Source organism: Mesorhizobium amorphae CCNWGS0123 (assembly GCF_001686985.1).
Taxonomy (GTDB): domain Bacteria; phylum Pseudomonadota; class Alphaproteobacteria; order Rhizobiales; family Rhizobiaceae; genus Mesorhizobium; species Mesorhizobium amorphae.
Genome location: NZ_CP015318.1, coordinates 2,919,482 through 2,943,817, shown reverse-complemented (window position 1 = coordinate 2,943,817; position 24,336 = coordinate 2,919,482). Strand labels below are relative to the sequence as shown.

At 63.1% G+C, this 24,336-nt stretch carries 25 protein-coding genes; 10 read left to right on the top strand and 15 right to left on the bottom strand.

The features are described from left to right. Positions 1-4: 4 nt before the first annotated feature. Positions 5-1,480: an amidase gene (locus A6B35_RS13660; protein WP_006201593.1), complete on the top strand. Its 1,476-nt coding sequence runs from the start codon at positions 5-7 to the stop codon at positions 1,478-1,480. Positions 1,481-1,690: 210 nt separating this feature from the next. On the opposite strand, the gene A6B35_RS13655 is transcribed toward A6B35_RS13660, so the two are convergent. The 4 genes from A6B35_RS13655 to A6B35_RS13640 all read right to left on the bottom strand — a co-directional run bounded on the left by A6B35_RS13655 (position 1,691) and on the right by A6B35_RS13640 (position 4,679). Beyond that, entirely contained in the window at positions 1,691-2,962 is a 1,272-nt protein-coding gene (locus tag A6B35_RS13655; protein ID WP_006201594.1) for an ROK family protein, read from the bottom strand. Positions 2,963-3,085: 123 nt separating this feature from the next. Then, a complete protein-coding gene (locus A6B35_RS13650; protein WP_006201595.1) occupies positions 3,086-3,508 on the bottom strand; it encodes a GFA family protein in 423 nt (140 codons plus the stop codon). Positions 3,509-3,581: 73 nt separating this feature from the next. Then, entirely contained in the window at positions 3,582-4,043 is a 462-nt protein-coding gene (locus tag A6B35_RS13645) for a TfoX/Sxy family protein (RefSeq protein WP_006201596.1), read from the bottom strand. Between the two features lie 39 nt (positions 4,044-4,082). Next, a complete protein-coding gene (locus tag A6B35_RS13640; RefSeq protein ID WP_040582537.1) occupies positions 4,083-4,679 on the bottom strand; it encodes a glutathione S-transferase in 597 nt (198 codons plus the stop codon). A gap of 291 nt (positions 4,680-4,970) precedes the next feature. Between A6B35_RS13640 and A6B35_RS35515 the strand changes: the two genes are divergently transcribed. After that, positions 4,971-5,171, top strand: a complete 201-nt coding sequence (locus A6B35_RS35515; protein WP_139032196.1) for a hypothetical protein — start codon at positions 4,971-4,973, stop codon at positions 5,169-5,171. A gap of 186 nt (positions 5,172-5,357) precedes the next feature. Next, positions 5,358-5,861 (top strand): hypothetical protein, encoded by a 504-nt coding sequence (locus tag A6B35_RS36435; protein ID WP_193364556.1) that lies wholly within the window; start codon positions 5,358-5,360, stop codon positions 5,859-5,861. A gap of 436 nt (positions 5,862-6,297) precedes the next feature. On the opposite strand, the gene A6B35_RS37350 is transcribed toward A6B35_RS36435, so the two are convergent. Continuing rightward, positions 6,298-6,462: a DinB family protein gene (locus A6B35_RS37350; RefSeq protein ID WP_342342497.1), complete on the bottom strand. Its 165-nt coding sequence runs from the start codon at positions 6,460-6,462 to the stop codon at positions 6,298-6,300. Positions 6,463-6,920: 458 nt separating this feature from the next. Here A6B35_RS37350 and A6B35_RS13625 point away from each other — a divergent pair, with 458 nt between their 5' ends. Next, complete coding sequence (locus tag A6B35_RS13625) at positions 6,921-7,520, top strand: TetR/AcrR family transcriptional regulator (protein ID WP_065518199.1); 600 nt, start codon at positions 6,921-6,923, stop codon at positions 7,518-7,520. A 7-nt stretch (positions 7,521-7,527) separates the two neighbouring features. Here A6B35_RS13625 and A6B35_RS13620 read toward each other — a convergent pair whose 3' ends face one another. From A6B35_RS13620 to A6B35_RS13590, 7 genes are all read right to left on the bottom strand, one after another. After that, positions 7,528-8,364 carry a DMT family transporter gene (locus tag A6B35_RS13620; RefSeq protein WP_006202598.1) on the bottom strand — a complete coding sequence of 279 codons (837 nt, stop codon included), beginning with the start codon at positions 8,362-8,364 and terminating at the stop codon, positions 7,528-7,530. Beyond that, on the bottom strand, positions 8,361-8,936 hold the full coding sequence (locus A6B35_RS13615) for a TetR/AcrR family transcriptional regulator (RefSeq protein WP_006202599.1): 576 nt from the start codon (positions 8,934-8,936) through the stop codon (positions 8,361-8,363). Before A6B35_RS13615 ends, A6B35_RS13620 begins: the two co-directional genes overlap by 4 nt. Before the next feature lie 284 nt (positions 8,937-9,220). Next, positions 9,221-9,835, bottom strand: coding sequence for a LysE family translocator (locus A6B35_RS13610; protein WP_040582888.1), 615 nt, complete (start codon positions 9,833-9,835; stop codon positions 9,221-9,223). 177 nt (positions 9,836-10,012) lie between these two features. Further along, a complete protein-coding gene (locus tag A6B35_RS13605) occupies positions 10,013-10,465 on the bottom strand; it encodes a hypothetical protein (RefSeq protein ID WP_006202602.1) in 453 nt (150 codons plus the stop codon). A gap of 139 nt (positions 10,466-10,604) precedes the next feature. Next, positions 10,605-11,471 carry a 23S rRNA (adenine(2030)-N(6))-methyltransferase RlmJ gene (locus A6B35_RS13600; RefSeq protein WP_006202603.1) on the bottom strand — a complete coding sequence of 289 codons (867 nt, stop codon included), beginning with the start codon at positions 11,469-11,471 and terminating at the stop codon, positions 10,605-10,607. Next, the gene (locus A6B35_RS13595) at positions 11,468-12,085 is read right to left on the bottom strand and encodes a hypothetical protein (RefSeq protein ID WP_006202604.1); all 618 of its coding nucleotides are present in this window, start codon (positions 12,083-12,085) and stop codon (positions 11,468-11,470) included. The genes A6B35_RS13600 and A6B35_RS13595 overlap by 4 nt, the downstream gene beginning before the upstream one ends. Positions 12,086-12,093: 8 nt before the next feature. Continuing rightward, entirely contained in the window at positions 12,094-12,753 is a 660-nt protein-coding gene (locus A6B35_RS13590) for a TetR/AcrR family transcriptional regulator (protein WP_040582878.1), read from the bottom strand. Between the two features lie 85 nt (positions 12,754-12,838). Here A6B35_RS13590 and A6B35_RS13585 point away from each other — a divergent pair, with 85 nt between their 5' ends. From A6B35_RS13585 to galE, 3 genes are all read left to right on the top strand, one after another. After that, positions 12,839-13,318 carry a carboxymuconolactone decarboxylase family protein gene (locus A6B35_RS13585; protein ID WP_006202606.1) on the top strand — a complete coding sequence of 160 codons (480 nt, stop codon included), beginning with the start codon at positions 12,839-12,841 and terminating at the stop codon, positions 13,316-13,318. Between the two features lie 869 nt (positions 13,319-14,187). Beyond that, a complete protein-coding gene (locus A6B35_RS13580; protein ID WP_006202607.1) occupies positions 14,188-15,228 on the top strand; it encodes a UDP-glucuronic acid decarboxylase family protein in 1,041 nt (346 codons plus the stop codon). Then, positions 15,225-16,211 carry a UDP-glucose 4-epimerase GalE gene (galE, locus tag A6B35_RS13575; RefSeq protein WP_006202608.1) on the top strand — a complete coding sequence of 329 codons (987 nt, stop codon included), beginning with the start codon at positions 15,225-15,227 and terminating at the stop codon, positions 16,209-16,211. Before A6B35_RS13580 ends, galE begins: the two co-directional genes overlap by 4 nt. Before the next feature lie 209 nt (positions 16,212-16,420). Here the strand turns inward: galE and A6B35_RS13570 are convergent, their stop codons facing one another. After that, positions 16,421-16,990, bottom strand: a complete 570-nt coding sequence (locus A6B35_RS13570; protein WP_006202609.1) for a DUF995 domain-containing protein — start codon at positions 16,988-16,990, stop codon at positions 16,421-16,423. 442 nt (positions 16,991-17,432) lie between these two features. Between A6B35_RS13570 and A6B35_RS13565 the strand changes: the two genes are divergently transcribed. The 3 genes from A6B35_RS13565 to A6B35_RS13555 are packed head-to-tail and all read left to right on the top strand — an operon-like array spanning position 17,433 to position 20,406. Then, positions 17,433-18,359: a lysylphosphatidylglycerol synthase domain-containing protein gene (locus A6B35_RS13565; RefSeq protein WP_006202610.1), complete on the top strand. Its 927-nt coding sequence runs from the start codon at positions 17,433-17,435 to the stop codon at positions 18,357-18,359. Next, the gene (locus tag A6B35_RS13560) at positions 18,356-19,405 is read left to right on the top strand and encodes a glycosyltransferase family 2 protein (protein ID WP_006202611.1); all 1,050 of its coding nucleotides are present in this window, start codon (positions 18,356-18,358) and stop codon (positions 19,403-19,405) included. The genes A6B35_RS13565 and A6B35_RS13560 overlap by 4 nt, the downstream gene beginning before the upstream one ends. 26 nt (positions 19,406-19,431) lie before the next feature. Beyond that, positions 19,432-20,406: an NAD-dependent epimerase/dehydratase family protein gene (locus tag A6B35_RS13555; RefSeq protein ID WP_006202612.1), complete on the top strand. Its 975-nt coding sequence runs from the start codon at positions 19,432-19,434 to the stop codon at positions 20,404-20,406. 341 nt (positions 20,407-20,747) lie between these two features. Here A6B35_RS13555 and A6B35_RS13550 read toward each other — a convergent pair whose 3' ends face one another. Together A6B35_RS13550 and A6B35_RS13545 are read right to left on the bottom strand one after the other, a co-directional pair. Next, the gene (locus A6B35_RS13550) at positions 20,748-22,766 is read right to left on the bottom strand and encodes a sulfatase-like hydrolase/transferase (RefSeq protein ID WP_157999211.1); all 2,019 of its coding nucleotides are present in this window, start codon (positions 22,764-22,766) and stop codon (positions 20,748-20,750) included. 765 nt (positions 22,767-23,531) lie between these two features. Beyond that, positions 23,532-24,335, bottom strand: a complete 804-nt coding sequence (locus tag A6B35_RS13545; RefSeq protein WP_139032211.1) for a hypothetical protein — start codon at positions 24,333-24,335, stop codon at positions 23,532-23,534. Position 24,336: the final 1 nt, after the last annotated feature.

Here is a 24,336-nt window from a genome sequence, read left to right as displayed (position 1 = left end):
CTTCATGACTTCTGCAGAAACGCAGCTTTGCTTCCTGCCGGCCACGGAACTGGCCGAGCGCATCCGCCGCCGTGACCTGTCGCCTGTCGAAGTGACCGAGGCGTATCTGCGCCGCATCGAAGCGCGCAACCCGGTGGTCAACGCCTACACGCTGGTGCTCGGCGACAAGGCGATGGATGCCGCGCGCGTCGCCGAAAAGGCGGTGATGGCCGGCGGTCCGCTCGGCCCCCTGCATGGCGTGCCGGTCGGCATCAAGGATCTCGACGACGTCGCCGGCGTGCCGACATCGATGGCATCGCGGGCGGTCAAGAACCGGGTGCCGAAGACCAGCGCGGCTGCGGTCGAGCGCCTGCTCGGTGCCGGCGCCATCGTGCTCGGCAAGACCAACACGCCGGAGTTCGGCCACAAGGGCATCACCGACAATCTGCGTTTCGGTCCGACCAGCACGCCGTTTGCGATCGGCTACAATTCCGGCGGCTCGTCGGGCGGCAGTGCCGCGGCGGTGGCCGACGGCATGGCGGCGCTGGCGCAAGGCACGGACGGCGGCGGGTCGGTGCGCATCCCCGCCTCGTTCAGCGGCTGCGTCGGCTTCAAGCCGTCCTTCGGCCGCATCCCTTCGGTGACCCGTCCCGACGGCTTCCTGTGGGGGCATCCGCTGGTCCATATCGGACCGCTGACGCGTACCGTGGCCGACGCCGCGCTGATGGCCAAGGTGATGGCCGGTCCGCACAGCCGCGACCCGCTAAGCCTGCCCGATGACGGCGTCGACTATATCGGCGCCGTGCAGGCGCCGGCGCGGAAGCTGCGCGTCGCCTACAGCCAGCGCCTCGGCAATTTTCCGGTCGACCGCCACGTAGCAGCCGTCATTGCCGACGCAGTCGAGGCGATGCGGCAGGGCGGCGTCGAGGTCAATGAGGTCGAGCCCGATTTCAAGGCCGACCACAAGGAGTTGGCGGCGCTCTGGGTGCGCACGATCTCGATCCACTATGCGGCGATCGCCGTCTACTGGAAGCAGGAAGGCATCGACCTGAAGGGCGAACACGCAGCAGTGCTGACGCCGCAATTCCTGGCCATGCTGGAAGGCGCCTACAAAGTGTCGGCGGTCGAGCACGCGCTCGACGACCTGCTACGCACCGGCGTCAGCGACGGGCTCGAGGATTTGTTCGAAACGCATGACCTGATCGTCTCGCCGACGCTGGCCATTCCGCCGGTGAAGAACGCGACCGACGGCAACACGATCGGCCCGACCTCGATCAATGGCGAGGCAGTCGATCCGCTGATCGGCTGGTGCATGACCTACCCGATCAACTATACCGGCCACCCGGCGATCTCGGTTCCGGCCGGGCTGACGCCACAGGGCCTGCCGGTCGGGATGCAGATCATCGGGCGGCGCCATGCCGACGAAAGCGTGCTGAACATGGCTGCGCGGTTCGAGCGCATGCGGCCGTGGTTCGGGAGTTTTCCGGGGCTGATGGGGTAGCGCGGACTTCCCCTTCTCCCCTTGAGGGAGAAGGTGGATCGGCGCGCAGCGCCGAGACGGATGAGGGGTGCGCGAAGAAACGCAGCGTGGAAAAATAGCATGCTTTCAAGCGTTTAATTCTTCGGCGCAGCGATCCTTCCAACACCCCTCGTCCGACCGAGCTTCGCTCGGCCCCTTCTCCCACAAGGGGAGAAGGGGACGTCGGCCCCCCTAAATTGGCAGTTGCAGAAGCTCCGAAATCACCAACCCCGCAGCACCCAGCAATGCCGCGCCATCGCCCGCGTCACCGGCGATGAATTCGATCTTGCCTCCCGGCCGCGCCGGCACCATGGCACGGACATGGGCGGCGATGGCTTCGAGCAGGCGGTCGCCGCCAAGCACGACATCGCCATGCAGGATGAAGATGTTGGGCGCCACCGTCTGCTGCAGGTTGGCGATGCCGACGGCGACATTGCGGGCATAGCGGTCGAGCAGTTTCTCGGCGCCCGGTACCTGGTGCGCGGCCATATCGACGAGACGGCCAGCGTCGATCAGCTCGGGTTCGGGCAGGCCCGCACTGGCTGCTTCGCGCCTGAGCCAGCTCAGCGTCGCGATCGTGTCCCAGCAGCCGCGCCGGCCGCAGCGGCAGAGTTCGCCGTCGAGCTGCACGAAGGTGTGGCCGAGTTCGCCTCCTGCCCCTGCCGTGCCGCGATAGAGATGGCCGTCGAAATAGAGCGCGCCGCCGAGCACCTCGCCGGTGAAGACGACGGCGAATTGCCTGACGCCGCGCCCGGCGCCGAACCAGCGGTCGCCGAGCAGCAGCGCGCGCGGATGGTGGTCGAGCTTGACCGGCAGGCCGAAGCGGCGGCCAAGCTCGTCGGCCAGCGGATAGCGGTCGAGCGCGGGCGCCAGGTTGACGGTGACGATCGAGCCGCGATCGGTGTCGACCATGCCGCCGACGCCGACGCCGATGCCGAAGGGCGTGCGCCGCGCCTTGGCCAGCGTGTCGCCTACACACTCAGCAATCGTCTCGATGATCGGCTGGACCGGCCCCCTGCCGTCGGGCAGCGCCATCTTGCGCTCCGCCTCGATCTTGCCATCCAGCGTCGACACGCAGGCATGCACCGCGTCCGGCATCAACAGCACGCCGCAGATCGGACGCGCCTTGGGCGAGAACCACAGCGGCCGCGCCGGCTTGCCGCCGCCCGGATTGGCGGGGATCGGATCGCTTTCGACCAGCACCTGGTCGTCGATCAGCGGCTGCACGATGCCGGAGATGGTGGTGCGGTTGACGCCGGCCAGCCGCGCCAGATCGGCGCGACTGGTCGGACCGAGATCGAACAGGGTCTGAAGCACGCGGCCGCGATTGGTCGAGCCGACCATCGAGGACGACAGCAGCGCCTTGCGCGGCCGCCCTGCCCGCTCCGCGCCGGCGCCATCCCCAGGCGGCGTGAACATGGCGTTGCGTGCGCCATTCGGGCTGTCGTCGTCGGTAATGTTCATTACAAAGGGTTCACGCCGCCATTCTTAAAAACCTTTCTAGCCCAAGAGCTTGCCGGTTTCGAGAACTTTGTACGAGCGGGCAACAAACTTGTCCGTTCAGGCAGGCGCGCGTTCGCTCCGACCTCAGGGCGTATCGGCAGAATTCGACGGAGCTTGCTGAAAACCCTGATGAGCGGGAAGCGACTGCAGTCGGTCGAGCCATTTCACCCGCGAGCGCATGAAGACCTGCGCGTCTGGTTGGTATTCGCCCGGGTCGGTCATCGTGGCGGCGTGGACGTGAATTTCCAAAGGCCATTTCCGGGAGCGGAAATAGAGCCTTGTGCCGCAGGACGAGCAAAATCCCCGAAATGTTCCTGGGGTGCTCTCGTAATGCACAATTTCGCCGGTCCAGTTCAGATGCTCCGGCTTCATGCCCAGGAAGGCCGTGACGGGGGAGGACGTGGCGCGCTGGCAATCGGCGCAGTGACAGACCAGGTTGCGCGTCAAGGCCCCGGAGTAGGTCCAGGCGACTGCCCCGCACATGCAATTTCCCGTAAGATGGACCATCGCACCCTCTCCTCGCCGTGCGCCCCTCGGCAACATTGACCTGGCGGAACCCAGAGTGCGCTGCGCCATCCGTTCAGGCGCGCTTGTTTGCGACCTTGGCGGGTTTCGATTTTGGTGGAAGCGTGCCGACGAATGCCAGCGCGAGATCGACCCAGCCGCCAAGATCGGCTTTTGTCGCTGTGCCCTCCGGCGCGACATGGACGTAGCCTTCCATCGAACGCCCGCCCATTTCCATGGGGCGTGCATGCGGACGTGCGACCGCCGCTTCATGCGCGGCCTTGCCGACGCGGACCAGCAGCCCGCGCTTCGAGGTTCCGACGAGCATGTTTCCGTTGACGAGAAAGCAGGTGCCGCCGAACATCTTCTGCTCAGTGAAGGCGCGCTGGCCAAGCGCGGCGCGCAGACGCTCGAGCATGGGATCCGCTGTGCTGCTGGTCGTGGTGACTGATCTCGGCATGCTCACCGCCCGTGTGCGATTTGCAAGCGACAGGCAAGCATGAATGCGGTCAATATGGAAGTGGAGCGCGGCGGCCAAGCTGCCGATCTCCCCCCTCGTGGGGGAGATGCGCAGCTTCTACCCCGGCACCGCGCCCTTCAGCTCCGGGAACTTCTCGTCAAAGCGCGCCGCCCAGCGGGTCAGCCGGCCGCGACCCTTTTCCCATTTGCCGGCAAAGCGCAGCGCGAGATAGCCGAGGCAGGCGCGCAGCGCCATCTGGCCGGCGGTGATCTTCTTCGGCAGTTTCGGCGGGTTGGCGTTGAGCAGGTCGAGGGCTGCGGTGATCTTTGCCCACTGGCGGTCGAGCCAGGGCTGATAGACCATCTCCTCCGGCCGCGTGCGCCGCTCATAGACCATCGACAGTGCGCAATCGCAGATGCCGTCGGCCATGGCCTCCAGCACCTCGGCCTCGAGCCGCTTGTCGGGGTTGCGAGGAAACAGCGCGCTCTTCGACAGCCGGTTGAGGTGCTGGGTGATGGCACGGCTGTCATGGATCGAGCGGCCATCGTCGAGCACCAGCACCGGGATCTTGCCGAGCGGATTGGCTGATATCAGCTCGGCCGGCTTGTCCTCGGTCTTCACAGGCACGAGATCGACAGCGATGCCGGCATAGAGTGCCGCCATGCGCACCTTGGAGCTATAGGGGGACGTGGACGCGTAGAGCAGCTTCGGCATGATCGGTTCCCTGTTTGCGGACCGGCACTGTTGACCGGGCGCCCTCGCCCACGCAACAGCCAGAAAGGAAAAAACCAGCCGCCAGAGATCGGCTTCGGCGAGCGAGAGCACATGGGCGTCTACACGAACGTGTTAGTGGTGAAGGTTGTGGGCTAGATCTCGCGTTCGCCGTCAAGGCTGCCGGCCGCAATACCGTGCTTGGTTAGTATCTCAGTTTGAAATTTGAGCGCGCGCTTGTCGCGATCCGGGCCGAACTCCTTATATGCCTAGCGGAAAGCATGAGGTCGTCACGTGGAAACCAAATACCAGTCTGAGGAGATCTGGCGTAAATCGCTTGCGATTCAACGCAACAACCTTGCTTTTGCAAAGCGCGAGCAATTGGGCGCGGAGATGGTTTCGAAAATCGAAAGGCGCATCGAGCGCATAATGGTTGCCGGACTGCCAGAGTGGCGTGAGGAAGAAAATGCCAACCGAGGCACTACACGTGCTTGAAAAGGCTCTCGCCATGCCGAGGTAGCCGGCCCTTCTTGCGCGTCCTTCACGGCAACAAAAAAGCCCCACCGGACTTCGCCGTGGGGCGAAGTCCTGGGAGCTGCGAAAGATATCTACGTCCGCCCCTCTTTTCGTGCGCCTCAACACCGGTGCGGAGAGCGCGGTGCATCCAAGGCACCCGCCCTCATGTCCCGGTACTGTCCCCGGCGCGCGAAGAAACGCGATTACTTCTTCGCGGCCTTCGCAGGCGCCTTCTTGGCAGGCGCTGCCTTCTTCACCGGTGCCGAAGACTTCGCCGCGGCTGCCTTGACCGGAGCCTTGGCTGGCGCTGCTTTCTTCGCCGCAGGTTTTGCCGCAGCCTTTGCAGCCGGCTTCTTGGCAGGTGCTGCCTTCTTCGCCGGTGCAGCCTTGGCCTTGGCCGGTGCTGCCTTCTTCACTGCGGGTTTCGCCGCAGCCTTTGCAGCCGGCTTCTTTGCCGGTGCTGCTTTTGCCTTGGGCGCTGCCGCCTTCGGCTTGGCAGCGGGTGCTGCTTTCTTCACTGCAGTGGCGGCCTTCGCCGCTGCTGCTTTTACTGGTGCTTTCTTTGCCGGTGCCTTGGATGCCGGCGCTTTGGATGACTGCTTAGCCATGCGATGCCCCTTGCGTTGTTGCCGATGGCCGTTAGTGACCCGGCGCGTCATGCTTATCTGACTCGCGCGTGTCTAGCCAGCGAAGCATTACATTGATTTTAGCAGATTAAATTTCGGTTACGAGCGCAATGCGAACGTGCTGACCGTCGAAGAATTTCACTACCCATCTTTGATCTCGCAACGAAGTTCTACGCGGGAAATTCTTCACGCTCTATCTTGGTCGATCTTGTCGATGCGCGCAGGATTTTTCGCACCGTTTCGAGCGCAGACATCGACTGCGCGTTGCGAAGATAATGAAGAGTTTCCGGATCGCTCGCTTCGTCTTGTCCAGTGCGACGACGAAGGCTGTAGAGGATAGCAACACGACAGCCGCGACGTCGCATCATCTTGCGGCATGAAATTAAAAGCGAGCTTTATGCTCGCATTTTCTGGAGATCATGGCGCACGCGAAAGAATGCATTCAAGCCGACATCGTCAGGCCGAAACTTCTATTACGATCAAACGCTTAGTGGCTCTATCACCGCCTGCAGGCGGCGCGAAGGCTCGGTCTGGTGGAGATGAACGGCGAACGTGTCCCATGGCGGTGCGATGGAAATCTGCGAGAGCAGGCGCCCGATCTCGCCGCGATGGTAGCCGCCATGGATGATGACATGGGTCAGCATCTCCTGGCGCGACATCGATGTCGCCGTCGGTGAAGACGAACGGCACGGGCTCGGACAGATGGTCCGGCGCGACGGTTTCCAGATAGTCCAGATACCAGCGATCCACTGCCGCGACATCGGTGCGTAGCGCGTCGAGCGCGGGCGTGTCCTCGGTGTTGTCGGCGCTGTAGCCGTGACGCACGCCGGTGAGATGCGCCGCAAATATTTTTGACACGACGAGGTTGTGATTGAGGAGACGGATCGCGGCGTGGCGTTCCTTGCCGTGTGCATGTGAGTCGAGGCTCGCGAGCTTCTCCAGCAACTCGTCATTGGCCCAGGCCTGATAGGTGAAGAGGCTGCGAAGCAAGACCAGGGCACTCATGATCGATATCCCTTTCCAGAAAATGTGAGTATGTTGTTTATATTCTTGCGGAGAGGGAGCCGGCATGTCTACTCGCATTGCAAAGCCGCGCTCGCGCATGCGCAAGGAGCCGAGCCAGGCGCGTTCCAGGGCAACCGTCGAGGCGATCATCGAGGCGGGTGCTCGCGTTCTGAGCGATCTCGGATGGGCCGGCTTCACCACCAACAAGGTGGCCGAGGCGGCCGGTGCCAGCATCGGCTCGCTCTACCAGTATTTCCCCGACAAGCTTTCACTGGTCGAGGCGATCCGGCGCCGGCACTTCGATCAGGTCCTCGCCGTTATCAGCGATGCGGCAGGCGACGAGAAACCGCTCCGGCAATTCGCGCGCGAACTCACGCGCGGCATGATCGCGGCGCACAGCATCCATCCGACCCTGCACCAGGTGCTGCTCGACGAAGCGCCAGGCGATCGCGGCTCAAGGGCCGCGCATGCCGCTTTCCAGTCGCGCTATCTCGAACACTACGCGGCGGCCGTGGCGCAGTATCGCAGACGCACGAAAGACACCGAGACGGTGGCGCGCGTGCTTTCCTCCGCGGTCGAGGGCGTGATCCACAATGCGGCGCGACGCGGCATGCTGGAGGCGCCGGAATTGCAGAAGCAACTCGTCGATCTGATCTGCGCTTACCTGTCCGGACAGCACAGAGCCGCGCCGCGGTGAGGCAGCGTCACGGCCGGTAGCCGAGGCATATGGCTCCGAGGGCGACGACGGCGCAGGCGCCAACGCGCCTTGGCGTGAGCATCTCGCCAAGGAACAGCCGCCCGATGAAGGCGGCGAAGACGACGCTGGTTTCGCGGATCGCCGTGATCGGTCCGGCCGGCCCCAGCGCAAAGGCGGCAACCACGACGCCATAGGCCAGCAGCGCGAACAGACCGCCGCCCAGCGCCTTCCAGGTTTCCGGCGCGCCGAGGTCGACAGCGAGCCTGCCGCGCATGGCGGTGAAGGTCGCCGGCAGCAAGGCGCCGTAGAACACCAGCACCCATGCCGTGTAGGCACCGCTGTCTTGCGCCGCGCGAACGCCGATCGCGTCGACCGTCGCGTAGGCGGCGATGATCGCTCCGGTCGCCAGCGCATAGAGGATCGATGTCGTCGACGCCCTCCCCCTGCCCAGCGAAAGCCCCATGATGCCGCCGGCAACAAGCGCGACGCCGACGATCTCCGGCATGGTCAGATGCTGGCCGGCAAGAAAGAAACCGCCGAGCGCAACGAGCAGCGGCACGCTGCCGCGGACGATCGGATAGACCTGACCAAGTTCGCCATATCTGTAGGCGGCGACCAGGAACACGCTGTAGCCGACCTGGAGGCACGCCGAGAGCACGACATAGGGCCAGGCAGCCGCCACCGGAAGGGCGTGGGAGAGGGCGAAGGGGATGGCGACCAGCGTGCTGGAAAAGCTCATGACGGTGACCGTCCACAGCCGGTCGGCCCCGGTGCGCAGGAAGGCGTTCCAGCTGGCATGCAGGATGGCCGCGAACAGCGCCAGCCCGACGACGGTCGCGCTCATAGCGGGCCGCTCGCAGCGGCGATGATGGCTGCCGCAGCCTTGCGGGCATTGCCGATGGCCGGCTGCCCCATCTGCGCCATCAGTGTGGCGCCCTCGATCAGCATCAGCAAGGCGGCGGCCGCGCCTGCGGCACGGTCGGGCGGCATCACATCCTCGAGGATTGCCTGCATGCGCGATCTCAGGCCGTTCTTCTGCCTGGCAACTGCCTTGAACACCGGATGCCCGGGATCGCCGAATTCGGCCAGCGCATGCGCGAACAGGCAGCCATGGAAGTCGGCGCTGCGAAACCAGCGCTCATGCCAATCGAAGATCCTTTCAATCTTCTGTTCGGCTGTGATGCCCTCTTGCTCGAGCCGGTCGAGCTGACGGTCGAAACGCCCGGTGCGATAATCCAGCACCTCGACGATCAGCTCGTCCTTGCTGGGAAAGTGGCGGTACATCGTCATCTTGGCGATGTCTGCCTCGGCGATGATCCGGTCGATGCCGGTGGCGTGGAAACCGCCCTGCTTGAACAGCGTATAGGCCGTCTCGACGACATGCTGGCGTTTGCCCGAGGATGGTGAAGGGGTCATGATGGCGCCATGTGATGAGACAGGTCTGTCTCTTTTTAGAAGATGATGACGGCTCTTGTCAACGGGTAGAGGTCAGCGCCGCCCCTCATCTGGCTGCCGCCATCTTCTCCCCGTGAACGGAGAAGGACGCTCGTCACGGATTTCGCCAATCGCCAGTGTTGCAGGATAAGCGCCAACTTCGCGGCCAGCCCCCTTCTCCCCGTCACTATAGGGGAGAAGGTGCCGGCAGGCGGATGAGGGGCGGCGCTAGCGTTGGTGGTCAGCACGCTCGTCCGCAGCGGACCTCAGCGTGTGGCGACCACGGCGACGCCGACGCCGATCATCACGCCGCCCGCCGCCCGGTTCACGCGGCGCACGATCCTGGGCGTGCGCAACAGGCTGCGGGCGCGGCCGGCAAGGATGACGTGGCCGCCGATCACCACCACCTCGACGGCCAGGATCACCGCCATCAGCAGGCCGACGTGTCCGGGGGTGAGCGATGCGCCTACCACATTCGGCAGCAGCGCCACGTAGAACAGCGGCATCTTGGGATTGCCGAGGTTGAGGGCAATGCCTGTGGCGAAGATCGTCAACAACCCGCGCCCGCCCGAAACGGGCTGCAGTTCCGGCACCACGGGGACCGCCGTCCACAGCCTGACGCCCATCCAGATCAGGTAGGCCGCTCCACCATAGCGAAGCACTGTCATGACCACCGCCATCTTGGCGGCGATGATCGACAGGCCGAAGGCGGCGAGCAGCAGAAATATGAGGATGCCGACCACAGTTCCGGCACCATAGGCGATGCCCGATGCCGCGCCGCCGGAGATCGTGCGGGCGACGATCGTCATATTGTCAGGGCCGGGGCTGGCGGCGAACACGAAGAAGGCGGCCGCAAAAGCAAGGAGGGTCGCAAGATCCATGAAGGTACCCGAAAGTGGCTGTTGCTCTCGGGCGTTCAGACTAGCCGATTTGCCGGCCGGCGATAGAAGGAAAATCAGGATCTTCGACAGGGCTGCTGCCGGCAACATGTAACACCGGAGCGCTGCGACCTATTTCTGGCCGCAGGCGCGAATATGTCCGGGATCGGAAAGCTGCGTTCAGCGCAGGACGCGGCAGCGGCCGTTGTAGACCATCCAGCGGTCGAAGCCCGCGACGCAGAATTCGACATTGTCGCCAATCGAGGCGAAACCTTGCCCTTCCTCAATCAGGTACCAGATGGTGCGGTCGTGGCCGTCCGACAGGGCGACCGTGGCGCCGCAATAGCGGCGGCCAATCGGCCATTGTTCGCTGGCCGGCAGATAGCGGTGCTGGTGGATGCGGCGGAAATCGGTGATCGCGACATCCGGCAGATGCGGCACGTGGCGCACCTGGTAGGAAAAGCGGCTGGTGATCTTGTTCAGCACCCAGGCCTCGCCGCATACTCCACCGTCCTCGTCGGAATAGACGGAAAGATCGGCGGCGTGTGCCGCCTGGGTGAAGCCGAGCGAGGTGGCGAGCGGCGTGCAAAGCGAAATCAGTGCGGCAAGGGCGGATTTGGCGAAGCGAGTCATGACAGCCTCTCAAGGTCGATTGCGCGCACTGTGCGGATTCGCCGGTCGGCGGTCAAGCGGTTGTGATGATGATGGTTTCCAGCATCGAGCTCGCCATCCGCCAGAGATGGCTTCGCAAGGTGGGAAACCGCTGCCGCCTTTACCCCGCTTCCCCAGCGAGCCAGCGCAGCGACCAGTCCGCCGGTCGCCCGACCACGAGCAATCTGTGCAGGGTCGGCAGCAGAAGACGCAACTCGCCCTCAAGCGTAAAGGGCGGGTTGACCACCAGCATGCCGCTGCCGTCGAGGCTGGGCTCCGACGAGGCCGGCCTGATCTCGAATTCTATGTCGAGCAGCTTGGGGATGCCTGTCTGCTTGAGCGCCTTCCTGAAGGCGATGACCGCCTTGCGGTCCTTGATCGGATACCACAGCGCATAGATGCCGCCCGGCCAGCGCTTGTGGGCCTTGACCAACCCGTCGACCAGACGGTCGAATTCGCCCGCCTCCTCGAATGGCGGATCGATCAGCACCAGGCCGCGCTTTTCCTTCGGCGGCAAATGCGCGCCGAGCGCCAGCCAGCCGTCGAGCTCGATCACCCTCGCCTGAAAATCGCTGGCGAAGACCGCTTTGAGCCGGTTCGCATCGTCGGGATGCAATTCGATCGCCGTCAGCCGGTCCTGCTTGCGCAGCAGATGCCTGGCGATCAGCGGCGAGCCCGGATATTTTTTCAAGCCGCCATCCGGGCCGCCATCGGGGTTGAGCGCGCGAACGGCCTCCAGATAGGGCGCCAGTAGGGTGGCCGCCTTGGCATCCAGGTTTGCGCCGACCAGCCGGCCAATGCCGCCCTGCCATTCGCCGGTCTTCTGCGCCTCCGTCGACGACAGATCGTAGCGGCCGATGCCGGCATGGGTGTCGATGACGCGGAACGCCTTGTCCTTCTGCTTGAGATATTCGAGCAGCCGCGTCAGCACGACATGCTTGACGACGTCGGCGAAGTTGCCGGCATGGTAGGCGTGGCGGTAGTTCACTTCGAGCCCCTGCCCCAGCGCGGCGGTGGCGGCTGCGAGTTCGGGTTCTCCGGCCGGCCGCCGCCACGACCAAAGACCATCGCCAGCACCAGCCCGATCAGGCCGGCCGCCATCAGCGAGAAGCCGACCGGCCTTGCCCTTTCGTCGATCTCGCCGGTGCCGGCGCGCAGCACGAGGTCGACGGCGCGTATCGGAATGTTCTCGGCATCGCCAAGGCCGACGGTGAACAGATAGGCGCCAGGGCTGACCGTCTCGATCACGCCCGCCTCGTCGCGAAAGATCTTGTCCGGCGATTGCGGGCTGGGCTGGCGCGGATTGTCGGTGTGGTTGAACTGCAGCGTCGAGGCGAGTGCCGTGCGGCCGCCGGTTGCGGCGGTCAGCGTCAGCACGGTGCGCTGCTGCGAGACGATGCGCTCGGCCCTGGCGGTCAGGTCGACCAGCACCCTGACCGGCGCGTCGCTTGCGGCAAGCGGCACTGTCACCGGCCTGAACTGGCCCTTCTCATAGACCCGCCAGGTGCCGATCTCATGGCCGGAGAAGTTGCTCATCGCCCAGGGATAGGCAACGCCGATGGCGGCTCCGGCGAGCAGGATCAGAACAAACAGAAAGCGCATGCGCCAGGCTACCTCGAATTGGCGCCGCCAAGGGCGCGCTCCATCTCGTCGAGCAGCATATCGAGGCCGAGGTCGAATGTCCGGTCGAATTCGGCGGCGCCGAAATAGCGCCCGGCGGCGGCAACATTCGGGAAATCCCGCGCCAGTTGTTCGTCGCTGACGGTGGTGGCCGCCGACGGGCCCTTGGCATAGCCAGCGGTCTCATCGAGGATCGCACCCATCAGATAGTAGCCGACAGTGCGGAACAGCCGTGCGCTCAGTTCGGGGCCGAAGCCTCCGGCCTCGAACAGACCGAGGATGTCGCTCAGCCAGGTAAGGCAAGTCGGCGAATTCATGCGGTAGGTGACCAGGAACGGCGCGAAGGCCGGATGCTCGCGGCCGATGCGGCGGAAGTCGTGCATGGCGATGTGCATTCTTTGCCGCCAGGGCAGACCGGCGTCGGGCATTTCGAGCGAGCCGATCAGCCGGTCGACCAAGGCTTCGTGCAGATGCGCCTGCGACGGAAAGTGGTGATAGATGCTCATCGCCTCGCAGCCGAGGTCGGCCGCCAGCTTGCGCATCGAAAAGCCGGCAAGGCCCTCCCTCTCGATGACCTCGAATGCCGCATCCTCGATCATCTCGCGGGACAGCCGCCCGCGTGGTCGCTCTTTCTTGATCGACGAGTCCATGGCGCCGCTTGACAACTTACACTGTAAGGTTCATTTTCCGCATTACCTTACATCGTAAGGCTAACAAACACCAGAGGAGAAAACCATGTCTGCCTGTCTCATAGTTTCATCCGCGCATTCCTGCCTTCGCTATGCGTCCGCATCCGTGCTTGCCGCTGCCTGCGCACTCACCCTGACGCTGGCCGCCGCACCTGCCCAGGCCGACGACTATGACGCTGCCATCAAGGACATCCAGTCGACCATGGGCGGCGTGCCGAGTTTCCTGAAGCAGTTCCCGAACGCCGGTCTGCCCGGCGCATGGGCGGAGGTCAAGGCCATCCAGCTCAGCGACAAGACGGCGCTGCCGCCAAAGGTCAAGTCGCTGATCTCGCTCGCCGTGGCGGCGCAGATCCCGTGCAGTTACTGCATCTGGTCGGACACGCAGGACGCCAAGCGCGCCGGCGCCACCGACGAGGAAATCCAGGAAGCCGTAGCCATGGCCGCGCTGACCCGCCACTGGAGCACGGTCTTCAACGGCATGCAGGTCGATTTCGACACGTTTAAGAAGGAAATGGGCGGGGAATAGATCCCGCCGGCGGCAAAGATCGCTGTCACCAGGAGACGTCAGGCATGGTCCGCCAACGGCGGGCCATGCCTGTTTTTTGTGACGGCCGGATCGCGTAGACGTTGCATTTCGATCAAACAGCCATCGCTAAAATAGCCGACCTCGGCATAACGGAATGTGTCAGCGCCTGCCCAATGATCCGGGGTATGGCCCCGCATGTGATTGAACCAAGTGCGCATGAACCCCTACCTCGGAGCCGCCACGCATATTTGCAGCCCGAGCGGTTTCGGTCAGCAATCGCACTGCTTCCTGCGGGTCCAGAGCCAGGCCCCGGCCGCGAATATTTAAGATTTTATCATTACCCAAGCAGATCGCGGACCACCGGGGGCGTGTCTGTAAGCTCTTCCATGCGCGAGAGTCACCAAACCTTGACTTCCCCCGGCGAACTTTCAGGCGCTGCTTTGCAAGCCTGGCAAATGAGCACCAATCACTTCCGTCTTCCAGGTCCCTGCCAATGCGATGCTTGCACCGAGGAGAGACGGTCGACCTCGCCCATGATTAACCACTCGCCAATGAATACGGTTAACGAATCTCTAATTTAGTTGACTATGTTGTCCACAGGTATATTTTCATATGCGTTGGGTGTGCAATTTGGGCGAGCAATCGGCGATGGTGGCAACCAGACGCGCGGTCGCGATCAGGGGTATTGAATGCTGAGCGGCAGCCAATAAGCCGTGCGGCACGATCTCCGCTAACTCAGGCTATTTACGCACATCATTGATGGCGATTCCGCGCGAGCGGAGGTTTTCGCCACGTTCTTTGGGACGTGGCCGGGCGAAGCTTTGTCCCGGCCTCGGGGGTAGCGTTTTGCGGCGCTCAAGGGGGATGCCATGAGTAAAGTGATCAAGGTTCTGAAGCCCGGTGTGGGAACCGGCCGGCGGGGCGGCAGTTTCAATCGCGGCCGCGCTCTGGTCGCCGGAGGCGCAGGATTTCTAGGCTCGCATCTGTGCGAGCGACTGCTGCGCGATGGCTACGAAGTCATCGCGGTGGACAATTTCCACACCGGCAAGCGATACAATCTCAACGTCCTGCAGCGCGATCCGGGCTTCCTGTGCATCGAGCACGACATCATCGATCCGCTGCCCCGCGACCTCCCGGTCGACGAAATCTACAACCTCGCCTGCCCGGCTTCGCCGCCGCATTACCAGGCCGACCCGATCCACACGTTCAAGACGAGCGTGCTCGGTTCGATGAACCTCCTGGAACTTGCCCGGCGGCACAACGCCAAGATATTCCAGGCGTCCACCTCCGAGGTCTATGGCGACCCGCTGGTGCATCCGCAGCCCGAAGGTTATTTCGGCAACGTCAACACGCACGGCCCGCGATCCTGCTACGACGAAGGCAAGCGCTCGGCCGAAACCCTGTTCTTCGACTATTCGCGGACCTACGGCATCGATGTGCGCGTCGCGCGCATCTTCAACACCTATGGCCGCCGCATGCAGCCCGATGACGGCCGCGTGGTGTCGAATTTCATCGTCCAGGCATTGCGCGGCGAGGACCTGACCGTCTACGGCAGCGGCCTGCAGACGCGCTCGTTCTGCTATGCGGACGATCTGATCCAAGGCTTCATCCGGCTGATGAATGCCCCCAATGCGCCAGCGCATCCGGTCAATCTCGGCAATCCGGTCGAATTCACCGTCATGGAACTGGCCAGGCTGGTCATCGACTACACGAATTCCCGCTCGAGGATCGTGCACCGGCCGCTGCCGGTCGACGATCCCAGGCAGCGCAAGCCCGACATTTCGTTCGCCAGGCAGAACCTCGGCTGGGAGCCGCAGGTCAGCCTGAGCCAGGGCCTGGCGCACACGGTGGAGTATTTCGACGCCCTACTCTACGGCAGCCGGCCTGTCAAAGAGGCCGCCATGTCATGACACGCCGCCCCATATTGGTGACCGGTGGGGCCGGCTTCATCGGCAGCCACACCTGCAAGCTGCTATCGGCCGCCGGTTACCTGCCCGTGGTCTACGACGATCTCAGCCGCGGCAATGAGAAATCCGTCGCCTGGGGCCCGCTCGTCGTCGGTGACATCCGCGACGGCGAGGCGCTGCGCCAGGCGATCGCGACCTACCGGCCGAAGGCGATCATCCACTTCGCGGCACTCGCCTATGTCGGCGAGTCGGTCCGCGAGCCGGCCGAATATTATTCGACCAACGTGGCCGGCACCATCGCCGTGCTCGACGCGGCGCGCGCAGGCTCCATCCAGAACGTCATCTTCTCGAGCAGCTGCGCAACCTATGGCGTGCCCGAAGCATTGCCGGTGCGCGAAACATCGTCGCAAAATCCGATCAGTCCCTATGGCCGGACCAAGCTGATGGGCGAGCAGATCATCGGCGATTACGCGGTGGCCTACGGAATGAAATACGCGATCCTGCGCTACTTCAACGCCTGCGGCGCCGATCCCGACGGAGAGCTCGGCGAGTGGCACTCGCCCGAAACCCACCTCGTTCCCAGGGTGCTGATGGCCGCGTCCGGGATGATCGACGAGATCGAGGTTTTCGGCACCGACTACGACACGTCGGACGGCACCTGCGTGCGCGACTACATCCATGTCAGCGACCTCGCCCGCGCGCATCTCAAGGCGCTCATGCATCTCGAGGCCGGCGGCGAAAACCTGTCGGTCAATCTCGGCACCGGCCGGGGCGTGTCGATCAAGGAGATCCTGCAGGCGGTCAGCCGCATGACCTCGAAATCGGTTCCGGCTGTCTACAGGACCAAGCGACCGGGGGATCCGGCCGAGCTCTACGCCGACCCGGTCAACGCACGCGAACATCTAGGCTTCGTGCCGGAACTTTCCGACATCGATACGATCGTCAGGACGGCCGCGCCCTTCTTCGGGCTGGAGGCAGTCCGATGATGTCACTGCAATGGTTTTTCCCGGTACTTGCCACGGCCTTATGGGCCGCATGGCACGTGAAATGCGCCGGTCAGAAATACCAGCCCGCAAGGCTGGTTGTCGTCCCAGTATGTAGCTTGTCGGGGCGTGGGCTCGCTGAGCTGGAGTGAGGGCTTTAGTCTCAGCGAGCCTGATCTATGCTTGATCCAATGACTTGCTCCTGCCCGGGGCTAGCTCTTGGAATCGACCAGTTTGCGGGTCTCTTCGAATTGAGCGCCCTTGGTGTCGCCTTGCTCGAATTTCTTGTATTCGTCGCTGGGTTCTTCGGCAGAGTGTTTGAAGCTGTACCACTGCCCATCCGGATCCTTGCGCTGCTCGATGTTGCCGCCGTTGATACGGTGGCTAAAACATGTGCGCCCAATCTCGCCGGCGTAGTCTTTGGACCGCCAGGCGGCTTCCATGCACATCTTGCCGTCCTTTGTGACCAGCCACCTGCCTTCCGCGACCCATGTGGTGTCCTGGCTGGTCCAGGCCCGCAGGCGCCTGTTGTCCTTGGCAAAGTAGGCCGCGCCATCCTTCCAGACCCAGGTGCGGTTCTGGTAAAGAACTTTCAGCTCATAGGCGGACGGAACAGCGGCCGAGGCATCTGCCTCCGCAGGCGCTTTGTCCTTGGCGGCCGCATTCGCGGTTCCGAGAAGCGCAACCTGACAGCAGATGGCCAGGAGGGGCGCAAGGGATGCGGCACGGCGATGGGGTTGCGCCCGAGATCCCCTTTTGGTTGTCATGGCGAGCGATCGCATTTTCGGTATTCGCTTCTCAACGGTGTGGGGTTGGCCGAATATTTCCTGGAAGAGCCCGGGGATTGCAAGGCACTGCCGTTACTACCTGCACACTATTAATCGTCGCGCGAAGGACGATGTCAACCTTTCCGGGAAGCCCGGTCGCGAACGTGGCGAACTCTCGTGACGGACTGCAAAATCAAGGATTTGCGGTGCATGCCGATACTGTCGACGCCCCGTCGGCATGCCCCATGTCCGTCGACGACCAAGTTGGTGGATTCGCGTAGTCTGGTGATCTATAAGACCGCCACACTTCAACGCGGCCGAAAACGTCGAGGCTCACGGTTGCTTCCGCGGATCTGCCCGCGCACTCGACAAACGAGCGGTGCGGGGTACGGGTGCAGCAAACAATGAGTCCGGCGCCGCCGAGCACCATAGGCCCGCGCAAGCGGCGGAGAATTGGTTGAAAAGAATAGTCTCGATTGTCGTGACGCTGGCGCTGCTGGCCTGGCTCGCCAGCGACTCGCGCGGGAAGATGGTCGGCGATGCCTTCGCCAGTATCACACCCGGCGCATTCGCGGCTGTTGCGCTGGCGCTGTTCGTCACCTATGTGCTGCGGGCGCTGCGCGTCTGCGACGAGTTCCGCGACGAGGTGAACGGCCGTTTCGGCGCCTGCCTGCGCGTCATTCTGATCCACAATGCCATGATCAACGTGGTGCCCTTCCGCGGCGGCGAGACCGCCTTTCCACTGCTGTTGCGGCAGGTCTTCGGCATACCGCTCATGCGCGCCAGCGCCTCGCTGCTGTGGTTCAGGCTGCAGGACGCCTTCGTCGTTGGCGTGCTCGCCTGCCTGGTGTGGCCGGGCCTCAATCCCGCGCTGAGGGCGGCGGGGATCGCGGCGCTGATCGCGGCCGCCTGGTATCTGCCGCGATGGGCGCGCGCCCCGCATGACTGGGCGGCACGCGGCAGGATCGTGGCGAAACTCGGCATGCTGCGCGACATTTTCACCGAGGCGACCGGGCGGTCGCGCTACGGCTGGTGGTGGACGGTCGCCAACTGGGCGCTGAAGCTTGCCGTGCAGGGTTGGCTGCTGGCCATGCTGCTGGGCACGTCTTTCCAGACCGCCTTTCCCGGGGCCGTCGGCGCCGAGGCGGCAGCCATTCTTCCAGTGCAAGGCGTCGCCGGCTTCGGCACCTATGAGGCGGGAGCGGCGGCGGCGCTGCTCTATTCCGGCATTGCCATCAGGAGTGGCCTGCAGGCGGCGCTGGCACTACATCTGTTCATCTTCTGCTCAGCCATCGCGACAGGCGCGATCGCATGGCTGTTTCCCTCGAAATCGACCGTGCCGGGAAACCCGGCCGTCGGCTCTGCAAGGAAGTCATCGCCATGAATGTATTGCCCATCCCCGCTTCGGGACTGCCCGAGGGCGCGGTCATGCCGGAGCACACGCTGTCGATCGTCGTTCCCATGTACAACGAGGCCGAAAACGTCGAGCCGCTGCTGGCGCGCATTCACCAGGCGATGGAGCATTACAGCCAACCGTGGGAGGTGGTGCTGGTGGACGACGGCAGCACCGACGCGACGCCAGGCGAGATCAAGCGCCTGGCGGCGCACTACGGCCCGCATGTGCATGCGGTCGAGCTGGTGCGCAACTACAAGCAGACGGCGGCGATGCAGGCCGGCATGGACGCGGCGCGCGGCGAGGTCATCGCCACGATCGACGGCGACCTGCAGAACGACCCCTTCGACATCCCGCGCATGGTCTATCGCCTGCTGACCGAGGATCTCGACCTGGTGGTCGGCTGGCGCAAGGACCGCCAGGAAGGGCTCTTGATGCGCAGGCTGCCTTCGCGCATCGCCAACTCGCTGATTGCGCGCGTCACCGGCGTGCGCCTCAAGGACTATGGCTGCAGCCTCAAGGTCTATCGCGGCAACGTCATCCGCAGCGTCAGGCTCTATGGCGAGATGCACCGCTTCATCCCGGCCTGGCTCGCCACGGTGACGACACCACGGCGCATCGCGCAGGAAGTGGTGACGCACCATGCGCGGATACACGGCCAGTCCAAGTACGGCATTTCGCGCACCTTCAGGGTCGTGCTCGATCTGGTCTTCATGTATTTCTTCATGCGCTATCGCACGCGGCCCGGGCATTTCTTCGGCGGCATCGGCATCGTGCTGGGCGCGCTGGGCTCACTGATCCTTACCTATCTGTTCGGCCTGAAGCTGTTTTTCGGCCAGGACATCGGAACGCGCCCGATGCTGTTCACCGGCTTCTTCCTGCTCATCGCCGGGGTGCAGATGGTGACGTCGGGCGTGCTGGCGGAAATGCTGGCGCGCGTCTATCACGAGGCGAACGGGTCGTCGGCCTATGTCGCGCGTCCGCAATCGGCGCCCGGTGAAAATGAAGGCGACGGCTGGTATCGCCCCAGCCGGTGACCTGATCGCAAGCTCTGGGGGGTTCTATGTCCATAGTTGTGACCGGTGCCGCGGGCTTCATCGGCAGTCATGTCTGCCAGCGGCTTCTGGACCGCGGCGACGAGGTCGTCGGCGTCGACAACATGAACGCCTATTACGATCCGGCGCTGAAGGTAGCAAGGCTCGCCCGGCTTTCCGGCAGGACGGGATTTTCGTTCCACGAGCTGGACGTTGCCGAACCGGGCGTCCTGGCCGCGGTGCTTGGCAAGCGGCCGGTCCGCAAGATCGTGCATCTGGCAGCCCAGGCGGGCGTGCGCTATTCGCTGGAAAATCCGCGCGCCTACATCCACGCCAACATTGCCGGCCATCTGGAAATTCTCGAACTCTGCCGGGCCGCGCCCGACATCGAGCACCTCGTGTACGCCTCGTCGAGCTCGGTCTATGGCGGCAACACCAAGGTGCCGTTTTCGGAGGGCGACCGCGTCGACGACCCGGTGTCGATCTACGCCGCGACCAAGAAGGCCGACGAGCTGATGAGCTCGACCTATTCGCATCTGTTCGGCCTGCCGCAGACCGGCCTGCGCTTCTTCACCGTCTACGGCCCGTGGGGCCGGCCCGACATGGCGAGCTGGATCTTCACCGAGGCGATGCTTGCGGGCACGCCGATCCGGGTCTTCAACCATGGCGAGATGTGGCGCGACTTCACCTATGTCGACGACATCGTCGACGGCGTCGTCGCCGTCCTCGACAAGCCGCCAATCGGCGGGCACGCCCTCTACAATATCGGCAACAGCCAGCCCGTCCATCTCGGTCGTTTCATCGACACGCTGGAAAGCTTGCTCGGGGTCAAGGCGATACGCCACAACGAGCCCATGCAGGCCGGCGAGGTCGAGAAGACCTATGCCGACACCAGTGCGCTGGAGCGGGATTTCGGCTTCAAGCCGAAGGTGCCGATCGAGGAAGGTTTGCGGAATTTCGTCGATTGGTATCGCCAGGAATGGCGACCGGAGGGCAAGAGGTAGCGGGCAGAGCCTGCGCCAACCTCTTGCCCCCGGCTCGCGCCCCCCCGGCTCGTGCCCCCGGCTGAAATCAGTAACGTGAACGGTAGCTCGAGCGCTGGCCGAAGCCGCTCGGGCCACAGATCCAGGGCGAGCGGCGACAGATTCACGCTGATCGCCTTTTGCGCCGTGTGAACAGCCCTTTCCTTCCGCGAGATATTAGACGACGCTTGTTAAGATTCAGGCAAACGGCGTGGTGAGCACCGCCCTTCGCCGCTGCGCCGGATACTATTAAAATGCGATCGATTGTTTTGCTGTGCGCCTCAAAACGCGGTCCGTTCGACGCGCTTCAGGTGTGCCCAGTTCTACACGCATCCCTCAACGAAGGGGCCGTTGATCCATAGCGAGCCACTGTTGTACATGCTGGTCCCGCTGCCGTCAGTGCGACCTGTCGTTTCCTTGTCGACGTGCAGCCTGCTGTTTGGCACCAACTGACCGTTCACCTTGATGCTCTTGATGAACAGGTTGCGATCGCCCGCGTTGCCCTGCCCCGCCCACAGATCATTGGCAAAACGAAGCTCGATGAAATGCGGGCTCGGCACCGCGCTGAGGTCGACAAAGAATGGCTGCGCATCGGCCGACGCCGCCTGCAGCTCCGCACCGATCTCGTCGGGCGTTACGGCCTTGCTCTGCCTGCCCGAAACGGCAATCTGGGCCACGGGCTTGCCGTCGACGAGAACGTCCAGGCGCGGCGGCCCCTGGAATTCGGTGCCGGCAGCGTCGATCTCCAGGCTGGTGACGGTGCAACGCCCAGCGTCTTTCGCCGCCTCCGCGACCAGGTTGGCCACGCGCAGCCGCTGCGACTGCACCCATCCGGCGATGGGCTGCAGCAGTGCGCTGCGGTCGCCCGCATCGACCTTGAACAGGTTGGTTCGTTCCTGGGGATCGGCCTTGAGGTCATACTCCTCGACCTTGCCGGTGGTGGCGTTGAAGATGACCTTTCGATCATTCTCGCGGTAGCCGAACAGGAAACCAGCCCAGGGATTGAAGAAGAAGGTCTTGTTCGGCCGTTGCTGGCTGAACAGGCTGCGCCCCTGCCACTGCTTCGGCAGCGGAAGTCCGAGTATGTCGAAGATGGTCGGGGCGACATCGACGATGCCGCCGACCGGATGCGCGACCTCGTCATGGAAAAGATGCTTGTTGATCATGATGAGCGGAATGTGGACGTTCTCATCGTAGATCGCGCTGGCATGAACATAGTCGCCGTGCTCCCCGAACGCCTCGCCGTGGTCGCCCAGTATGACGACAAGCGTCGAATCGAGCTTGCCGGACTGCTTCAGCGATTCAAGGATCTCGCCAAGCGCCGCGTCGCCGACCTTCAGGGCGTTGAGGTAGGCATTGAATTTTTCATCATCCGAGTAGTGGACCAGCCCGTTGTCGTGGCTGGAAGGCGCCATCTTCGAAAACATCGGGCTGTCGGTGATGTAAGGATAGTGGGTCATCGCCGTGAACATGATGCCGAAGAAAGGATTTCCCGAATCCTTGTTCATCCAGTCAATGATCGACCGCGCCGTGCAGAGATCACTGTTGTAGTCCATGTTCTTCCACTGCTCGGAGCTGAGCTTGAAGGTCGGCGTGGTGCATTTCTGCCCCCGGTAATCCTGAATCGTGTCCAGCCCCTTGTTCAGCAGAAACTCATCGACCCGCTGGAAGCGGGAATCCGCGCTCCAGAAAAACCCGGTGCGAAAGCTGTGTGCGGAGAGCGTATTGGAGATCGAATCCAGCGGCAGGTAGGGATACCTGGTGGTCATGCCATAGTATGAAATGTCGTTGTACATCGAGGTGAGCAGAGAAAATATCGAGTAATGCGTGGAAGGCGCATGCGCGTATATATTGTCAAATCGGATGGAGTCCCCTGCGTAGCTCTTTATGTTTGGAGTGACGGGATATTGGCCGCCAAACGTCTCGATATATTTGGACGGAACCGACTCCATCATGAAGATCAGCACGTTCTTGATCGGGTTTGGCGTCGGCGCCTTGAAGCTCGACGTTTCCGGCGGACGCTCACCGACGCTGGCGACATCCGGGTCGTTGGTGGAAGCGTTCATGGTCAGCACGACTGGCGTCGGACTGAGCAGGGCCGATTCAACGAAATACAGGATCGGATTGTCTATCTTGGCCGCCGGCAGCGCCTCCGCGCGCACGTGGTATCCAGTACCGACCAACGCCGCGCCGACACCCAGGACGAGCGCACCCAGAAAGACCCTGTGGCCGGTGGCGCTCAGGCGCAGACACATTCGGGCCGCGGCGTAGCCAAGAACGAGGACCAGAATGATGGACCCGGAAACGATCGCGAAGTCCCGGATGTTGAGCGCATCGCCCATGGCGTTCCTGGCGTCGGCATTCTGGAGGAAGTCGCCATAGACCAGCCACTGGAACGTGAATGGCTCGCCCAGCATCTTGACGAGATTGATGTTGGCAAATCCCCAGCCGAGTGACACCAGGATGACAAGGTAGAACAGGAAGGCGACGACGGTGGAAGCGAGGCGGCTGGCCTTTGCCAGGAAAAGCAGGAACACGGCCACAGCGGTCAGCGAGGCAATGACGATCAGATCGTAGTAGCTTGCTGCCAGCCCCTTTGGAATGGACGCCAGAAGGCCCTGGATCGTTGTCTGCGGATCGACGATGGCGCTTCGATAGGCACCCAGAAGCAACCACGACAACAGGGCCGTGCAGATAATCTGCAGGCACATGCGCCGGAAGCGCATATCTGGCGACAAAGACCTGCCCGCCTTCGATTGCGTCAAGCCGCTCTCAGGTCGGCTCGCCGACCCCATGCTGCCGCCGATGTTCATACAAATACCCGCCGCCAGTTTGCGCTCCGGCCAATTCACGACCGGTAGGTTCAAACCCCGCTGCCAGAATCCGCCCGAGCTAGAAAAGAGTCAACAAAATCAAGTGTTCGTTAACCACGTCTCTTGAGAACTGGTTAACCGAATGCGTTGAATGCCGATGTGTTTTTGCGGCCGTCGGCAGGTTCAAGCCTCTGCAAGAATTGGAAAGCCGGCGAATTTCCGACACCGCAAGACATGGGCGACAAGACATGCGCGACGATCGTGGCCTCGCCGATGGACGTCGCCGCCCGGACTTCACCCGAACGCGTATAGAGCTTCCGAAGAAATGGCTCTGAAATAAGCGGTGAATTCCCAGTAATTTTCGATGCGCTCGACAAACGGGCGCGGTGGTGGCTTCACGATATCGATCTCGAAATGGTCCAGGCGCTGGTCGCCGCCGAGATAGGCTATGATCGCGTTGCCAACCAGAGGGTCGGCGATATCACTATAGTGGATCGGGAAATACGGCTGCCCGGTTTCGAACAGGACGGATTTGATCTTGGTTCGGAACAGGTTCAGGTCGCGGAGATACTCATTGAACCGATCGATGTCGAAATGCACTTTTTGCCGGTAGACGCCGGCTGGCAACGGTTCCGAGGCATGAAGAATCCAGACTCCGGAAGCCTCGGCCTCAAGCAATGAAACAAAGGATGCCACCGGGTTCCTGAAGAGCCAGAGCTTCTTGATGCTCTCATCTTCGAGCACGGGAAGAATGGCGGGGCGCGTCTGCTCGGGAAAAATGTGAAAGCCGACAAAGCGGGCCGCCGGATCGTCGAAAATCCGCGCAATGAACTGCTCGGGTTCGGCATCCCGCACCTCGACGCTTTCCCGCGGCAGGTTCATCTTCTCGTGGTAGTCGTGGCGCAGACCGACGAAACCAGAATTGAAGACCTCGCCGTGCATCACCATCCCGTCATACTGGTTGAGATGGCGGTTGAGTGCCTGGGAACCGGTTCTTGGCGATGCGATCAGCACGAACTTTTGACGAGACTGCATTCGCACCAGGCCCCGATACAACGAAGACGCGCCCGAAAATACACAAATGACCTGTTCATTCAAT

Coding starts and splice junctions, on each gene's coding strand:
- A6B35_RS13605 (WP_006202602.1), bottom strand. CDS start 10,465: ATGACTCGCTTCGCCAAATCCGCCCTTGCCGCACTGATTTCGCTTTGC.
- A6B35_RS13595 (WP_006202604.1), bottom strand. CDS start 12,085: ATGCGCTTTCTGTTTGTTCTGATCCTGCTCGCCGGAGCCGCCATCGGC.
- A6B35_RS37350 (WP_342342497.1), bottom strand. CDS start 6,462: ATGCTGACCCATGTCATCATCCATGGCGGCTACCATCGCGGCGAGATC.
- A6B35_RS13590 (WP_040582878.1), bottom strand. CDS start 12,753: ATGGACTCGTCGATCAAGAAAGAGCGACCACGCGGGCGGCTGTCCCGC.
- A6B35_RS13570 (WP_006202609.1), bottom strand. CDS start 16,990: ATGCGATCGCTCGCCATGACAACCAAAAGGGGATCTCGGGCGCAACCC.
- A6B35_RS13660 (WP_006201593.1), top strand. CDS start 5: ATGACTTCTGCAGAAACGCAGCTTTGCTTCCTGCCGGCCACGGAACTG.
- A6B35_RS13560 (WP_006202611.1), top strand. CDS start 18,356: ATGAATGTATTGCCCATCCCCGCTTCGGGACTGCCCGAGGGCGCGGTC.
- A6B35_RS13585 (WP_006202606.1), top strand. CDS start 12,839: ATGTCTGCCTGTCTCATAGTTTCATCCGCGCATTCCTGCCTTCGCTAT.
- A6B35_RS13640 (WP_040582537.1), bottom strand. CDS start 4,679: ATGCCGAAGCTGCTCTACGCGTCCACGTCCCCCTATAGCTCCAAGGTG.
- A6B35_RS13550 (WP_157999211.1), bottom strand. CDS start 22,766: ATGGGCGATGCGCTCAACATCCGGGACTTCGCGATCGTTTCCGGGTCC.
- A6B35_RS13615 (WP_006202599.1), bottom strand. CDS start 8,936: ATGACCCCTTCACCATCCTCGGGCAAACGCCAGCATGTCGTCGAGACG.
- A6B35_RS13625 (WP_065518199.1), top strand. CDS start 6,921: ATGCGCAAGGAGCCGAGCCAGGCGCGTTCCAGGGCAACCGTCGAGGCG.
- A6B35_RS13580 (WP_006202607.1), top strand. CDS start 14,188: ATGAGTAAAGTGATCAAGGTTCTGAAGCCCGGTGTGGGAACCGGCCGG.
- A6B35_RS13610 (WP_040582888.1), bottom strand. CDS start 9,835: ATGGATCTTGCGACCCTCCTTGCTTTTGCGGCCGCCTTCTTCGTGTTC.
- A6B35_RS36435 (WP_193364556.1), top strand. CDS start 5,358: ATGTCCCGGTACTGTCCCCGGCGCGCGAAGAAACGCGATTACTTCTTC.
- A6B35_RS13620 (WP_006202598.1), bottom strand. CDS start 8,364: ATGAGCGCGACCGTCGTCGGGCTGGCGCTGTTCGCGGCCATCCTGCAT.
- galE (WP_006202608.1), top strand. CDS start 15,225: ATGACACGCCGCCCCATATTGGTGACCGGTGGGGCCGGCTTCATCGGC.
- A6B35_RS13650 (WP_006201595.1), bottom strand. CDS start 3,508: ATGGTCCATCTTACGGGAAATTGCATGTGCGGGGCAGTCGCCTGGACC.
- A6B35_RS13655 (WP_006201594.1), bottom strand. CDS start 2,962: ATGAACATTACCGACGACGACAGCCCGAATGGCGCACGCAACGCCATG.
- A6B35_RS13555 (WP_006202612.1), top strand. CDS start 19,432: ATGTCCATAGTTGTGACCGGTGCCGCGGGCTTCATCGGCAGTCATGTC.